Below are 14719 nucleotides of genomic sequence, written 5' to 3'. Positions count from 1 at the left end.
GGTGGTTAACCTCAGGAATGTATTATTTATTTATTCAAACAGCACTGAAAAGTCAGACTAATAATAAAGGGCTGCTTTTCATTCTTTGAATTTAAATATCAACATTTAAAATAAAAAGGATTTCACATGACCCCGATTAAAACATTACTCGCTGGACTTTTTCTGAATGTCGCCTGCCTGACCTCTGCACTTGCAGCGAACCCGCTGAGCGTTCATGTACTGAACTTGCAGGACGGACTTCCCTCTGCCGGCGTCACAGTGTTGCTTGAAAAACAACAAGGTAACCAGTGGGTTCGCCTGAGTGACGGTGTCACTAATGATCAGGGTAGGATCCCAGCACTCTATCCAAAAGACGGTACAATAGAAAAAGGGAATTACCGTGTGACATTTAAAACAGGCGAATGGTTTGAAAAACACCACACGCCGACTTTCTTCCCGGAGATCCCGGTGATATTCAAAGCTGACGGTTCCGTTCCACACTATCATATTCCCCTGCTGGTGAGCCCTTACGGTTTCTCCAGTTATCGCGGCAATTAATTGACGTTATATAACAGGCATGAAATTTAATAATGGTCGGGGTTCCGGCCATTAACTATCAGGTCAGGCGTCGGCCCGGCACCGTGAATCTGTTCCTCACTCCCGCGAAAAATCCCTCTGCTGTTCAGAAAAAACCTAAAAATAAGGCGTTTGCGCTTTTTTTTGTCAGAGACGACGATACATGACTGTCTTTCTTTCACTTTTGCAATGTATACAGAAGGAGATAGATTCCGTTGCGTACCCTTTTTGACCTTTTCAAACGGGTAACGAACATGATCATTGCCTGAGGCTGTTTATGAAATTACGTTCACTGCAAGTTCTCTGTTTGCTCAACTTTTTCATCGCCGATGTCCGCGACGGGCTGGGGCCTTTTTTAGGCATATTTCTGGTATCCCACCACTGGCGGGCGGAGGAAATTGGGCTGGTCATGACGCTGGGCGGACTGGCCGGATTGCTGGCCACCTTCCCCTCCGGCATGATTGTGGATGCCACGCGTTATAAGCGACTGTTAATTGTCACTTCATCTCTGTTGATTACCCTGAGCACTCTGGCCCTCTGGTATTTCCCTACGTCTGGCGTCGTGATTGCATCGCAAATCATCACCGGTTTAGCGGCCGCCATCGTCGCACCCGCCATTGCCGGGATCACTTTAGGGATCGCCGGTCAGCAAGGTTTTTTGGGGCAGATGGGCCGTAACGAAGCCTTCAACCACGGCGGCAATATGGCGGTCGCGGTGCTGGCGGCAGTGACATGCTGGATCTGGGGGACAGGATCGGTATTTTTACTCATGACAACAATGGCGGTGTTTACCGTCATAACGACATTAGCGATTAACAAAAACGACATCGATCATAATGTGGCGCGTGGTATTGAAAAACACGAAGGTCCTGCCGTTTCTGTTCCTTTTTTTGCGTTACTGAAACGGCCTGAACTGGCCGTAACCGGCTTTACCCTGCTTCTCTTCCACCTTGCTAATGCGGCACAATTACCGATGCTGAGCATGCAGGTCGCCTCCTCCCCTTCAGGTTCTCTGTTCACGCCGGGCACGTATGCCGCATTAACCGTCGCTATTTCTCAGGCAGTCATGATCCCCGTGGCGCTGCTCACTGCGCGGTACGCATCTCAGTATGGCTATGCAAAGCTTATCGTCATTGCGCTTATCGTGTTGCCATTTCGGGCCGCCATTGCGTCTTTTTGGAGTAACGAGTTCGTGTTATTTCCAGTACAAGCGCTGGACGGTGTCGCCGCAGGTATTTTAGGTGTTGCCGTTCCAGGGCTGATTGCCTCGTTATTCAATGGTACCGGGCATATCAACGCAGCACTTGGCCTCGTGATGTTGTTGCAGGGACTCGGCGCCTCGCTGAGCCCTGCGCTGGCCGGTGCCATCGTCAGCCACACATCCTGGAGTTTTGCCTATCTCATTCTTGGGGGAATCGCCCTGTGTGCTCTTGCCATCTGGCTGATCTTTTGCAGGCACGTCTTTCCTTCGGCGGGTGACACAAACCGCGTCGGAACGGGCTAAGATAGCCATAAGATCTTATGCACCACCCTATATTATTGCGTTAAGGAGAATGGCAATGACCTGGTCACAACCCCGTTTTGAACTGACCGCCGTCCCGGCACCAAAGACGTTTCCCACTGTGAAAACGCCTGTTATCAGCGATAAGGTGATGGCGCGGCGGCTGAAGAATATTGTGACGGCTATGCAGCAGCATAATCTCGATGCCCTGGCCATCTATGCCGATAAAGAACATGGCGGGAATTTTGAATACCTCGCTGGCTTTATTCCGCGATTTGAAGAGGCGTTGCTGATACTGACCGCTGACGGTCAGCTTAGCTACGTGATGGGGAATGAGAATCTCAAGCTGGTGCCTTATGCGCGAAACGGCGGAAAGTGTTTCCATGCGCCGGCTTTCTCGCTGCCGAATCAGCCGATGGATAACGATGCTCCGCTGACTGAGGTATTGGCTCAGGCTGGCCTGAAGCGCGAACATCGGATTGGTGTCGTTGGCTGGAAGCTGTTCACCAGCAAGCTTTGCGATACGCAGTATCAGTTCGATGTGCCTGCTTTCATTGTGGAAGCGGTTGTCGACATTGCTGGCAAACGGGAAAACGTGGTCAATGCAACCTCACTGTTTATCTCCCCTGCGCAGGGCGTGCGCCGTTTAAATACAGCCTGCGAAATCGCCTTTTATGAGTACGGCGCAAATCTGGCTTCCACCAATATATTGGCGGCGCTGGACGAGATTGCACCGGGGAAAACGGAGAAACAGATAGGTCATTTGCTGTCTGCTGATGGGCAGCCGGGCAGCGTCGTGATGATTGCCGCCACCGGTGACCGTTTCGCGAATGCCTGTTTATATCCGACGGATAAAGAGATCCGGCGCGGAGATAAATTTTCGCTGACCGTCGGGTTTAAGGGCGGGCTGAGCAGCCGTTCCGCCTATGTGGTGGCAACAGAAAATGAACTGGCTCCTGCGGTGGCTGACTACCTTTCAGCGTTGGCTATTCCTTACTATCACGCAGTCACCACCTGGCTCGAAACGCTTCAACCCGGCCTGACGGGGGGTGAACTTTATCAAACCATCGAAAACGTAATGCCGAAAGAGAAGTGGCACTGGCATCTTAACCCGGGTCATCTGGTGGCCGATGAAGAGTGGCTCTGCTCCCCTGTCTATGCAAATTCGACGATCACACTGGAGAGCGGGATGATTTTTCAGATCGATATTATCCCTTCGCTGCCCGGCTACGGCGGATGCAGCATTGAAGATACTGTCGCGCTGGCTGATGCCGCACTGAGAAACGAGCTGCAAAGCCATTTCCCGGACGTCTGGCAACGAATGGAAACGCGCAAAGCCTATCTGCGGGATGTGCTGAATATCACAGTGTCAGAAGACGTCATTCTCCTGTCTAACACTGTGGGATATTTGCGTCCTTTCCTGCTTGATAAAAACAGAGCGCTGGTTCGTCAGCGCTGACAGGCGTTTTCAGGGCTGACGACGGCGTCATCAGCCCGCATCCTCAGCTCAGGTCGGCACCATTCGTCGCGATAACTTTCTGATACCAGTGGAATGATTTCTTCTTGTAACGGTTGCCCGTGCCGCTGATGTTATCGTCGAGATCGACATAAATCAGCCCGTAGCGTTTGCTCATCTCACCGGTAGACATACTCACCAGATCGATGCAGCCCCACGGGGTGTATCCCATCAGTTCCACACCGTCTTCAACCGCATCGGCCATGGCTTCAATATGCTGACGCAAATAATTAATGCGGTAGTCATCGGCAATGTAGTGATTTTCATCTGGCTTATCGATAGCACCCAGACCGTTCTCAACAATGAACAGAGGCTTCTCATAACGGTCATAAAGCTGATTGAGGGCGATACGAAGTCCTACCGGGTCAATTTCCCAGCCCCACTCGCTGGCCTCCAGGAAAGGATTACGTGCGCCACCGAGCAAGTTGCCCTCCGCAGATTGCGCATCCGGATTGGTTTTATTGATGGTCGAAGACATGTAATAACTAAAACCAATGTAATCCACGGTGTGTTGTTCAATGAGCGCCAAATCACCCGGCTGAATGTCCAGTTCGACGCCCTTAGACTGCCAGAGGCGTTTTGCGTAGTACGGATACTTACCGCCAGCCTGCACGTCGGCACAATAAAAATTGAATGCCTGAGTCTCTTTCAGGGTTTCAAGCTGATTAACCGGATCACAGTCGTAAGCATAATTCGTCGCATAGAGGATCATGCAACCTATCTGAATCTGAGCATTGGTTTCATGGGCAATTTTCACCGCTAAACTACTGGCGACGAACTGGTTATGCCACGCCTGATATTTGGCCTGATTGTCGAGTGCGCCGGTTTTTACCGTCAGCCCCTGACTCATAATAGGAAAATGTGCCGCGCTGTTAATTTCGTTAAAGGTCATCCAGTATTTCACTTTATGGCCATAACGCGTCAGCACCGTGCGGGCAAAACGCTCAAAATGACCTATCAGCTCACGGTTTTTCCAGCCACCAAACTCTTTCGCCAGATGCAGCGGCATTTCATAATGGGAAATGGTGATAACGGGTTCAATGCCTTGCGCGATGCAGGCATCAATCACCTCATCATAGTGTTGCAGTCCCGCTTCATTGGGCTGCTGCTCGATGCCGTTCGGATAAATTCGGGTCCAGGCAATTGAAAACCGGTAACACCTGAACCCCATTTCCGCAAACAGCGCAATGTCATCCTTAAAGCGATGGTAATGATCAATCCCCTTGTGATTAGGGTAAGTATGACGCGTTGTGTCGAGGGAGAAATCAAACTCAGGCGAGGAGACAATACTTAACCGTTTTTTTCCTCCGGGGATAGCATCGACTATCGACAGCCCTTTGCCGTCCTGATCGTATGCCCCTTCAACCTGATTGGCGGCCGTCGCCCCACCCCACATAAAGTTCTGCGGAAACTTCTCTTTCATCACTTCCTCCTTAAAATCCCGGTCTGGGATCGACTCATAACGTCTGTCTGATCATCACCGCCACCGACGTTTCTCCCCGTCAGTTTTAGCGTTTGCAGAAAGCCACATCAGCCACGACATCGTTGTCCGTAAGCTGACAGATGGACTAAAAGATACACTGTAACTTCCCGAGGGCGAAATAAAAGCAGCGATTTCAACGCCCCCTGAAAACCACCTAAGTTCAGGAAAACAGAAATTTGAACGCTACAATGATAACAAGATGTTATAAAACATACGCTGGCAAACAAGACTAATGCCTTCGAAAGAAGGTTCTCTTTAATGCAACCGCGACTCAAGGCAGGGAATCATGATTGACATCGCTCCAGATGGCATAAGCTGGATGCCTTCACGAACGGCAAAGTATCTTTGCCGTCAGACCGAGCGCTTAGTGCAAGGAGGGAATCTCACCCCTGATGCCTGTCAGCGTATTTACGTTTTTTGCGGTGTGCGGCCAGGATATGCCCAGTGGCGTACTTTCCTGATCCCGGTGCTCTTTTGTCTGGGTTTATTGTCACTGGTTGCCGGTGCTCTGTTTTTTGTCGCGTGGAACTGGGCCCACATGCCGAAGATAACTAAATTCGCACTGATGGAGTTGCTGATCGTCGCGCTGGCTGCCGTTGTCTGGTGGCGCTGGTATCACCGCGCGGCGCGCAGCGCTTTGCTTGCGGCGGGGCTGAGCTTCGGCGCCTTGTTTGCGTTGTATGGGCAGGTGTATCAGACCGGTGCTGACAGCTGGGAGTTGTTCAGAGCCTGGCTATGCGTTCTCCTGCCCCTGGCGCTGATTGCGCGGCAAAACAGTTTATGGTTTTGCAGCTGGCTGGTCGCTAATCTGGCGTTCCAGCTCTATTACACCACTCTGTCGCTGTCCCTGGAGGATGCCCTATCGTTTGACAGCCTGATCTATCTTCCCACTGCGGCACTTTACGGTTATCTGGCCGTGCTGGCACTGTGCCTGATTCTGCGCGAGGCGCTGGCCTTGCAGGCGATAAAACATCATCCCGAAAGCTGGCTGGCGAGCCGCTGGTTCTCCCGGGTTATGGCGGGGTTTTTGTTACTGCTGCTGACCTCCATCGTCGCCGGAAGGCTGTACGACTGGGGTCGGGATATCCACTTTACGTTGATTACCGGCTTCTGGTTAATCACCTTGCTGACGGGCTATTACCTTTACCGTTATCGCCATCCGGATCTTTGCATGCTGACTCTGGGGACTGCCAGCCTGACGGCCACGGGCTGCGTTCTGATCATGCAGTTATTTGATAACTCTTACGATGTGGGGGATCTGTTTCTGATCGGTTGCCTGATGGCAGTGTGGGTGGCTGGTAACGGTGTGTTACTCCTGCACTGGCGACGCAGGCTGTACGAACGCGCCCCCGTCGACGTAGCACCGGCAGAATTAACCATGTTGACAGAAAAACTGCGTCAGCATGGTTTGCTGAATCAAACGCAGATTCAGGAAATTCAGCAGCAGGATCACTCTTCCCATCTCCCCTGGTATCTGAGGCTTGCGCTGAGCATCGGTGGATGGGTCGCAGCCATGCTCTTTCTGTTGCTGCTGGCGCTGGTTCTCTATATGGCTGACTTGCTCAACGACCCTAATGCCGCCACCGTCATTCTCCCTTCGCTGATCCTTGCCGCCATCGCGGGCGGCCTGTTACGCACCCGAGGAGAGGGAAAACATCATATCGGACTGGCATGGGCAATTGCGGCGACGTGCGGGCTTTGTTTCGGTGTCTTTCTGCTCGTCGAACCCGACGGAGAAACCTTTATTCTGGTGAGTTCTCTGTGCGCGCTGCCGGTCCTGGCCGTGATGGCAATCGCCATGCCCGACCGGTCTTACCGGTTTATGGCTATCACTGTCATAACGCTATTGCTGGTTCTGTCGGGGCATTCTCTGACCAGTTTGTACTTACTCCCGGCTGCCGGTCTTTGGGTAATTTCGGCGCTGGTCGCTTGTGTCATCATATTTTGGTTATGGATCGTCAGGAATCAGCTGAATCTTCAGGCGGGCCATTTTGCACAAGCCGTTCCTCCGCTTCTTCATGGCATTCCTGCGGGCCTGATAGTACTGTGCCTTCTGGCAATAAATGGCGGGTTTATCTCTGATTTTTTCTGGGATATGCCGCGGTTTACCACTATTCAATTCGGTTTAGGGGGCGGGATCGCGGGAGGTTTATTACTCAATACGCTGTACCAGCGGCTGGTTGAAAAGACCCCTTTATCGCTGATCACTTTACCGGCTGCAATCCTTTGTGGCGCCGCCGCCGTCTATGCTCCCGGTATAGGCCTCGGTCTGTGGCTGTTACTGATGGCACGATATCAGGGGAGTCAGGATATTCTACTGGTCAGTGGCTGTTTCATCATGCTGTATGTTTCCGGTTGGTACTACTTCCTGGATGTCACTCTGTTGCAAAAATCTCTGCTGCTGCTGGTTAGCGGTGTGGTACTGCTGATGCTGACATGGGTGGTCAAAAAGGTTTTACCTGCACGCACCGGAGGTGCCTATGAAAACCAGTAATCTGAGGAAATGGCTGGCCGGGGGTGTGATATTGCTGGCGCTGGTGGCAGTCAATGCCGGTATCTGGCAGAAAGAACGGCTACTGAAACAGGGCGAGGTGATGATCTTACAACTTGCGCCGGTTGATCCGCGCTCTCTCATGCAGGGCGATTATATGGCTCTCAACTATGCCATTACCCGACCTTTACAGCTGGAGTTATATCAGCAACGTCAGGTTTGCATCTCCGTCCCCTCCACGCCTTGTTTACCCCTCAGCGGGAACATCATTGTGGATCTCGATACTCAGCGGCAGGTCACTCAGGCACGGTTTGATCAAGGTGACCCCCTGAAAGCGAATCAGTTACGGGTGAAATACCATATGAATTCCGGTTCGCTGACGGTAGGAACCAACGCTTATTTCTTTCAGGAGGGCCACGCCGAACGTTTCGCTCATGCGCGCTACGGGGCATTTCGGGTAGGTAAAGACGGTACGGCATTGCTGACCGCCATGCTGGATGAGGACGGTGAGGTGATTGAGCCTTAATGCAGTACTCCGCCAAGGTTTTGCACATTCCAGCATAAAAATGCCCGATGAACCGCGTCGGGCACAGGAGCACCACTGAGCACTGCACTTTTTATTTTCGAATTAGAATTGAGTTAACGTGCCGCTTTTACCTCCTCCCACACTAAATTCCCTCCCCCATCAGCCTGATAGGATTTTCTTCTGCTGTCAGGCTTGATCGGTATCCCGCTTACGTGAATACTGTATATAAAACCAGTATCGCGAGAATTTCCTATGATTTTGTACACACCCGCTGAGCATCAGCAAAAAATCGACCTGCCGCTGTTCCTCGATCGCGTGCCGTGCGGCTTTCCGTCGCCCGCTCAGGATTACGTAGAGTCGCGCCTTGATCTCAATAAACTGCTGATTGCGCACCCTAGCGCGACGTACTTTGTCCGGGTCTCCGGCCATTCAATGACCGATGCCAACATCAGCGAAGGCGATCTGCTGGTCATCGACAGCTCGCTGACCGCCGTTCACGACGACATCGTGGTGGCAGCCGTCGACGGCGAGTTCACGGTGAAGAAGTTGCGCACCCGCCCGTCGGTTCAGCTGGTGCCGATGAACCCACATTATTCGCCGATCACCTTCAATGACGAAGAGTCACTGGAGATTTTCGGCGTCGTCACGTTCATCATCTACGCCGCACGCTGATTATGTTTGCCCTCGTTGACGTCAACTCCTTCTACGCCTCGTGCGAGACCGTGTTCAGGCCGGATTTGCAGGGACGGCCGGTGATTGTGCTGAGTAATAACGACGGCTGCGTGATCGCCCGTAACGCTGAAGCGAAAAAGGCCAACATCGCCATGGGCGCACCGTTTTTCAAAATGCGTGAAGCGATCCGCCAGCATAACGTGGTGGTGTTCTCCTCGAACTATGCGCTGTACGCCGATATGTCCAACCGCGTGATGGAGACGCTGGAACAACTGGCGCCCGCCGTCGATGTCTACTCGATTGACGAGGCATTTTTAGATCTCACCAACATTGAAAACTGCATCTCACTGCATGATTTTGGCAAGCAGGTGCAGAAGAAAATTTGGAAAGAGACGCATCTGGCGGTCGGCGTCGGGATCGCACCGACCAAAACGCTGGCCAAACTGGCGAACTTCGCGGCGAAAAAGTGGAAGGATACCGGCGGCGTGGTGGATTTATCCCAGACCGTGCGTCAGAGAAAGCTGATGAACCTGCTGCCGGTGGATGAAGTGTGGGGCGTCGGGCGGCGTCTGACTAAACAACTCAACATGATGGGGATCGAGACGGCATTACAGCTGGCCGACAGCCCTTCTGCGCTGATCCGCAAACATTTTAGCGTGGTGCTGGAGCGCACGGTGCGCGAACTGCGCGGGGAATCTTGCCTGGCGCTGGAAGAATCGGTGCCGACCAAACAGCAAATCATCTGTTCACGGTCTTTTGGCGAACGTATCACCGAGTATCAGGATATGCGCGAAGCCATCTGCAACTACGCCGTGCGCGCCGCCGAGAAGCTGCGCGGCGAGCATCAGTACTGCCGCTTCGTCTCGGCGTTCGTTAAAACCAGCCCGCACGACCCAAAAGTTCCCTACTACAGCAACTACGCCGGGCTCAAACTCCTCACACCGACGCAGGACAGCCGCGACATTCTCAACGCCGCCGTGCGTTGCCTCGATCAAATCTGGAAACCGGGCTATCGCTATCAGAAAGGCGGCGTGATGCTGGGCGATTTTTTCAGTCAGGGCGTGGCGCAGCTGAATCTCTTCGATGAGTACCAGCCGAAAAAGAACAGCGAGCAGCTGATGGCGACGCTGGATGAGATCCACAAAAAAGGGATGGGCAAAGTGTGGTTCGCCGGGCAAGGCATCCAGCGCGGCTGGTCAATGAAACGGGAAATGTTGTCGCCGGCGTATACCACGCGGGTGGATGAATTATTGCAGGTGAAGGTGTAAGGGGAACCGTCGCTGTATGTACGATCCCCCTGAGATTCAGGGGCTAATCGACGAAAGAATAAGTCTGCTTATCTTGATTAAGGCCGTAAATGACACTGAAATCGGTTTTGCTGTAGCAATTCAATGCTATTTGTGAGGAATTACTCAGGCTCTCGATGTTTTGGTAAATAGCCGTCATGTAAAATCCAAAATCACATTGATGCAATTGAGGATCGATGATCTGATCCACTTTTCCTGAAGACTTGTTGAGAGCCTTCACTTTATTCACTGAAAGGCCATCATCTTTCATTTCATAAACGCCAATAAAGCTATGAGACGCCGTTTGCCCCCAAAATGGAATTTCAATCGTTTTCGCAGGGTTGCCCGAGATTGTGGTTTTATCCATGGAAGCCGTCATATTCAGGACGACATCCAGCGTACGTTTGGTGTTCTGCCAGGTACCATGAAGAGCATCCCCACCCTTTTTAAGTTTTAACGGGCAGGTACTGAGGTCATATTTTTTACCTTCGGTCAGATAATCATCATATTCCTGATCATTAGCTACCTCACAAAGCACGATGGCATCAGACGTTATTTTTCCATAGAGCGGAATGGGAGAACGATATTTATCGTAATAGTAACTTCCTTTGATATTTGTCTCCCCGCCAAAGGAATAACGCTGAAGAGAGACATGAACCGGAGATTTCCCGATCGTTCCTTCGTAATTCTCGAGGACATACCAACTGTCCGAAGCGGCTGCGGCTGAACCCGATAAAATTCCACAGAGACTGACTGAGAGAATAATTTTTTTTAACATGTTACCCAATGCCTGCACAGAGTGTGTCTGATTATCCCGATACTCGTCATGTCATTCCCCCAAATACCCATGCTTTGCGTTATTATTCACCATACCATTTTCCGCCGGAGAAACAGATGGCATTTGACTGGCACAGCGAGACATTAACCCGCGCCACCCCCGTAGATAAGCACTATAAAAACACCCAAAATGTCCGGCGCTTCATGCTTGAGCAATGCGGTGCACAGTTTAAATTTGATCGGGATTTTATGGCATGGATACGCAATGACCAGCCTAAAAATCTGGGTGACGTGGCAGATGAATGGACGCGCCGGCAGGCGCCTTAAATTAACCCCGTTTAATGCATGGATATAAAGCCGATTAGTTGTTATAACCCATAATGTTCTATAACAAAAAGGTGAAGGGTAACAAGGAATGCACAATACCAGCTGGAGTTGGGAAACACATTTCAATATAGATAGCCTGGTACTTCTCAAAATATTGGTTGTACTGATTATTATTATTGGGGTTCGGGAAAACCTGAGATGGAGAAGAAGAAAAAGGCAGGATCCCGGTGGCGCTATTTCGCAGGCAAATGCCAGAGAACGCCATGAATGGCGCTATGTCCGGCGGGCATTCACTCTGATACAAATCGCATTCGGCCTGTATATTTTAGGATCACTCATTCAGTTCTTACTCAGGTAGAAGCTTACACAATGATAAAGCGGAGGAAATACCTTCCTCCGCCCCCGATGGATTAAGTGATCAACGACGGTGACTTAACCGGTAGCCGCGCTAATTTTTACTCTTCGCCCGTGTTTGCGGTTTTACTGAAACGACGACGCACTACCACGAAAAACACTGGCACGAAGAAGATCGCCAGCAGCGTGGCAGAAATCATCCCGCCCATCACGCCGGTACCGACGGCATTCTGTGCGCCGGAACCCGCACCGTTGCTGATAGCCAGCGGCAGAACCCCGAGAATAAACGCCAGTGAGGTCATCAGGATCGGGCGCAAACGCATCCGCACCGCCTCCAGCGTCGCTTCAATCAGCGGCTTGCCTTCTTTAAGCATCAGATCGTTGGCGAACTCGACGATCAGGATGGCGTTTTTGGCCGCCAGCCCGATCGTGGTCAGCAGCCCGACCACGAAGTACACGTCGTTATTCAGCCCGCGCAGGCTGGTCGCCAGTAACGCACCGACCACGCCCAGCGGCACCACCAGCATGACCGAAAACGGGATCGACCAGCTCTCATACAATGCCGCCAGACAGAGGAAAACCACTACCAGCGAAATGGCATACAGCGCCGGTGCCTGTTCACCGCTCATGCGTTCCTGATAGGACATTCCTGTCCAGTCATGGCTGATACCCGCTGGCAGTTGCGCCGCCAGTTCTTCCATCAGCGCCATCGCTTCGCCCGAACTTTTCCCCGGTGCAGGTTGCCCCAGGATTTCCAGAGAAGACAGGCCGTTATAGCGCTCCAGACGCGGTGAACCGTAAATCCATTTTGCGGTGGAGAAGCTGGCGAACGGTACCATTTTGCCGTTAGTAGCACGCACGAACCAGTCCTTGAGATCGTCCGGCATCATGCGGTACTGCGCATCGCTCATCACATAGACTTTCTTGACGCGGCCATTATCGACGAAGTCGTTAACATAACTGCCGCCCCACGCGGCGGACAGCGTGGTGTTGATATCCGCCAGCGACAGCCCCAGCGCTTTGGCTTTTTCCTGATCGATGGTCACTTTGTACTGTGGCGTATCTTCCATGCCGTTCGCACGCACCGCCATCAGCACGTCAGGATGCTGCGCCGCCAGCGCCAGCAGCTGATTGCGCGCTTCCAGCAGTTTCTCGTGCCCCAGATTAGCCCGGTCGATCAGCTCAAAATCAAAACCGGTGGCGTTACCGAGCGCGATAATCGGCGGCAGATTAAAGGCCACGACGGTGCCGTCGATGATTTTTGAAAACGTCGCATTGGCACGCTGCACAATCGCGGTGACTTTATTGTCATCCCCTGGCCGCTCGCTCCAGTCTTTCAGGCCGACAAAGGCAATGCCGACATTTTGCCCGCGTCCGGCAAATCCGTAGCCGTTGACCGTCAGAACGTTAGCCACGTTGCTTTTTTCGTCCTGCAGATAGTGATCGGTAATGGTATCAAGCACTTTCTGCGTCCGTTCCTGCGTCGCGCCCGCCGGTAAAATGGCCTGAGTTGCCAGTACGCCCTGATCTTCTTCCGGCAGAAAAGACGTCGGCAGATGAACAAACATCACCACCATGCCCGCGACGATCAGCAGATAAATCACGATATAGCGTCCGGAGCTTTGTAAAATCCGCGCCACCGAAGACGTGTAATGCTGTGTACTCTGGTCAAACTTGCGGTTGAACCAGCCAAAGAATCCAGTGGTTTTGCCGTGTTCGCCTTTTGCCACAGGTTTGAGCAACGTGACGCACAGCGCAGGCGTGAGGATCAGTGCAACAAACACCGACAGCGCCATTGCTGACACGATAGTGATGGAGAACTGACGGTAGATAACGCCGGTGGTGCCACCGAAGAATGCCATTGGCACAAACACCGCCGAGAGCACCAGCGCAATGCCGACCAGCGCGCCCTGGATCTGCTCCATCGATTTACGCGTCGCCGCTTTTGGCGACAACCCCTCCTCGGCCATGACGCGCTCGACGTTCTCCACCACCACAATGGCGTCATCAACCAGCAGGCCGATGGCCAGCACCATGCCAAACATGGTCAGGGTGTTGATGGTAAAACCACAGGCTGCCAGAATGCCGAAGGTGCCCAGCAGTACTACCGGTACGGCGATCGTCGGGATCAGCGTTGCACGGAAGTTTTGCAGGAACAGGAACATCACCAGAAACACCAGCACAATGGCTTCGAACAGCGTTTTCACCACCTCATTAATCGAGATTTTGATAAACGGCGTCGTGTCGTACGGATACACCACCTGCAGGCCGTCCGGGAAGAACGGGCGCAGCTGTTCCAGCTCGGTGCGCACAGCCGCAGCGGTATCAAGCGCGTTAGCACCGGTTGCCAGTTGGATCCCCAATGCTGACGCCGGTTGTCCGTTGATTTTCACCACAAACTGATAATCTTCACCACCGCGCTCAATACGGGCGACGTCATGCAGCCGCACCTGAGAACCGTCGGCGTTCACTTTCAGCAGAATATCGCCGAACTCATCCGGTGAAATCAGGCGGGTTTGCGCAATCAGGGAAGCATTGAGCTGCTGCCCCGGCACCGGCGGTGCGCCACCAATCTGCCCGGCGGCCACCTGCGCATTCTGAGTGTTCAGCTCGGCGATGACATCCACCGGCGTGAGCTGAAAATTGTTCAGCTTGTTCGGATCCAGCCAGATGCGCATGGCGTACTGCGAGCCGAAAATCTGCGTATCGCCGACGCCGTCAATGCGGCTAATCGGATCTTTGATATTCGAGCCAACGTAATCCGAAATATCCTGCTGGGTCATCGTGCCGCTGCTGTTCACAAAACCGACCACCATCATGAAGGTGCTGGACGATTTTCTGACGGTGATCCCCTGCTGCTGCACTTCAGAAGGCAACAGCGGCGTGGCCAGCTGCAATTTATTCTGCACCTGAACCTGAGCGATATCTGCATCGGTGCCGGTTTTGAACGACAGCGTGAGCTGCAAGGTGCCCGAGGAGTCGCTGGTCGATGACATATACATCAGACCGTCCAGGCCATTCATATTTTGCTCAATGACCTGCGTTACCGAGTTCTGCAAAGTCGTCGCATCCGCGCCGGGATATTGTGCGCGGATCTGCACCGCCGGAGGCGCAACGCTTGGATATTGTTCCACCGGCAGATTGAGGATGGAAATCGCGCCAGCGAGCATCACAATGATGGCAATCACCCAGGCAAAGATGGGGCGATCGATAAAGAATTTAGACATATTT

General features: G+C 52.6%; 11 protein-coding genes. 8 read left to right on the top strand and 3 right to left on the bottom strand.

Annotated elements, in window-relative coordinates; genetic code table 11:
* The first annotated feature begins 126 nt into the window (after positions 1 to 126).
* The 3 genes from uraH (at position 127) to AC0Z7K_RS06560 (ending at position 3515) form a co-directional block, all read left to right on the top strand.
* Entirely contained in the window at positions 127 to 537 is a 411-nt protein-coding gene (gene uraH / locus AC0Z7K_RS06570) for a hydroxyisourate hydrolase (RefSeq protein WP_413530987.1), read from the top strand.
* Positions 538 to 832: 295 nt separating this feature from the next.
* On the top strand, positions 833 to 2059 hold the full coding sequence (locus AC0Z7K_RS06565) for an MFS transporter (protein WP_485613483.1): 1227 nt from the start codon (positions 833 to 835) through the stop codon (positions 2057 to 2059).
* Positions 2060 to 2114: 55 nt separating this feature from the next.
* Positions 2115 to 3515 carry a M24 family metallopeptidase gene (locus tag AC0Z7K_RS06560; protein WP_485613482.1) on the top strand — a complete coding sequence of 467 codons (1401 nt, stop codon included), beginning with the start codon at positions 2115 to 2117 and terminating at the stop codon, positions 3513 to 3515.
* Positions 3516 to 3558: 43 nt separating this feature from the next.
* On the opposite strand, the gene AC0Z7K_RS06555 is transcribed toward AC0Z7K_RS06560, so the two are convergent.
* On the bottom strand, positions 3559 to 4995 hold the full coding sequence (locus tag AC0Z7K_RS06555) for a glycoside hydrolase family 1 protein (RefSeq protein WP_485613480.1): 1437 nt from the start codon (positions 4993 to 4995) through the stop codon (positions 3559 to 3561).
* A gap of 346 nt (positions 4996 to 5341) precedes the next feature.
* Between AC0Z7K_RS06555 and AC0Z7K_RS06550 the strand changes: the two genes are divergently transcribed.
* From AC0Z7K_RS06550 to umuC, 4 genes are all read left to right on the top strand, one after another.
* Positions 5342 to 7549, top strand: coding sequence for a DUF4401 domain-containing protein (locus tag AC0Z7K_RS06550; RefSeq protein WP_485613478.1), 2208 nt, complete (start codon positions 5342 to 5344; stop codon positions 7547 to 7549).
* Positions 7536 to 8072: a GDYXXLXY domain-containing protein gene (locus tag AC0Z7K_RS06545; protein ID WP_485613476.1), complete on the top strand. Its 537-nt coding sequence runs from the start codon at positions 7536 to 7538 to the stop codon at positions 8070 to 8072. Before AC0Z7K_RS06550 ends, AC0Z7K_RS06545 begins: the two co-directional genes overlap by 14 nt.
* Positions 8073 to 8324: 252 nt before the next feature.
* Positions 8325 to 8744, top strand: coding sequence for a translesion error-prone DNA polymerase V autoproteolytic subunit (umuD, locus tag AC0Z7K_RS06540; protein ID WP_413530993.1), 420 nt, complete (start codon positions 8325 to 8327; stop codon positions 8742 to 8744).
* A 2-nt stretch (positions 8745 to 8746) separates the two neighbouring features.
* Positions 8747 to 10012: a translesion error-prone DNA polymerase V subunit UmuC gene (gene umuC, locus AC0Z7K_RS06535; protein ID WP_485613475.1), complete on the top strand. Its 1266-nt coding sequence runs from the start codon at positions 8747 to 8749 to the stop codon at positions 10010 to 10012.
* A 43-nt stretch (positions 10013 to 10055) separates the two neighbouring features.
* On the opposite strand, the gene AC0Z7K_RS06530 is transcribed toward umuC, so the two are convergent.
* The gene (locus AC0Z7K_RS06530; protein ID WP_485613474.1) at positions 10056 to 10808 is read right to left on the bottom strand and encodes a hypothetical protein; all 753 of its coding nucleotides are present in this window, start codon (positions 10806 to 10808) and stop codon (positions 10056 to 10058) included.
* Between the two features lie 116 nt (positions 10809 to 10924).
* Here AC0Z7K_RS06530 and AC0Z7K_RS06525 point away from each other — a divergent pair, with 116 nt between their 5' ends.
* Complete coding sequence (locus AC0Z7K_RS06525; RefSeq protein ID WP_413530996.1) at positions 10925 to 11134, top strand: DUF6434 domain-containing protein; 210 nt, start codon at positions 10925 to 10927, stop codon at positions 11132 to 11134.
* Between the two features lie 455 nt (positions 11135 to 11589).
* Here AC0Z7K_RS06525 and AC0Z7K_RS06520 read toward each other — a convergent pair whose 3' ends face one another.
* Entirely contained in the window at positions 11590 to 14715 is a 3126-nt protein-coding gene (locus AC0Z7K_RS06520) for an efflux RND transporter permease subunit (RefSeq protein ID WP_485613473.1), read from the bottom strand.
* Positions 14716 to 14719 lie beyond the last annotated feature (4 nt).

This window comes from Rahnella sp. 1L-D-7-B-C2 (assembly GCF_057290995.1).
Note: the sequence above shows the minus strand (reverse complement) of the source record. Positions and strands in the feature narration are given on the sequence as shown.

What these genes read in the sequence shown, in the direction of transcription:
- AC0Z7K_RS06525 (WP_413530996.1), top strand. Translation starts at nt 10,925, where the DNA reads ATGGCATTTGACTGGCACAGCGAGACATTAACCCGCGCCACCCCCGTA.
- AC0Z7K_RS06530 (WP_485613474.1), bottom strand. Translation starts at nt 10,808, where the DNA reads ATGTTAAAAAAAATTATTCTCTCAGTCAGTCTCTGTGGAATTTTATCG.
- AC0Z7K_RS06565 (WP_485613483.1), top strand. Translation starts at nt 833, where the DNA reads ATGAAATTACGTTCACTGCAAGTTCTCTGTTTGCTCAACTTTTTCATC.
- AC0Z7K_RS06550 (WP_485613478.1), top strand. Translation starts at nt 5,342, where the DNA reads ATGATTGACATCGCTCCAGATGGCATAAGCTGGATGCCTTCACGAACG.
- AC0Z7K_RS06520 (WP_485613473.1), bottom strand. Translation starts at nt 14,715, where the DNA reads ATGTCTAAATTCTTTATCGATCGCCCCATCTTTGCCTGGGTGATTGCC.
- AC0Z7K_RS06545 (WP_485613476.1), top strand. Translation starts at nt 7,536, where the DNA reads ATGAAAACCAGTAATCTGAGGAAATGGCTGGCCGGGGGTGTGATATTG.
- AC0Z7K_RS06560 (WP_485613482.1), top strand. Translation starts at nt 2,115, where the DNA reads ATGACCTGGTCACAACCCCGTTTTGAACTGACCGCCGTCCCGGCACCA.
- umuD (WP_413530993.1), top strand. Translation starts at nt 8,325, where the DNA reads ATGATTTTGTACACACCCGCTGAGCATCAGCAAAAAATCGACCTGCCG.
- umuC (WP_485613475.1), top strand. Translation starts at nt 8,747, where the DNA reads ATGTTTGCCCTCGTTGACGTCAACTCCTTCTACGCCTCGTGCGAGACC.
- uraH (WP_413530987.1), top strand. Translation starts at nt 127, where the DNA reads ATGACCCCGATTAAAACATTACTCGCTGGACTTTTTCTGAATGTCGCC.
- AC0Z7K_RS06555 (WP_485613480.1), bottom strand. Translation starts at nt 4,995, where the DNA reads ATGAAAGAGAAGTTTCCGCAGAACTTTATGTGGGGTGGGGCGACGGCC.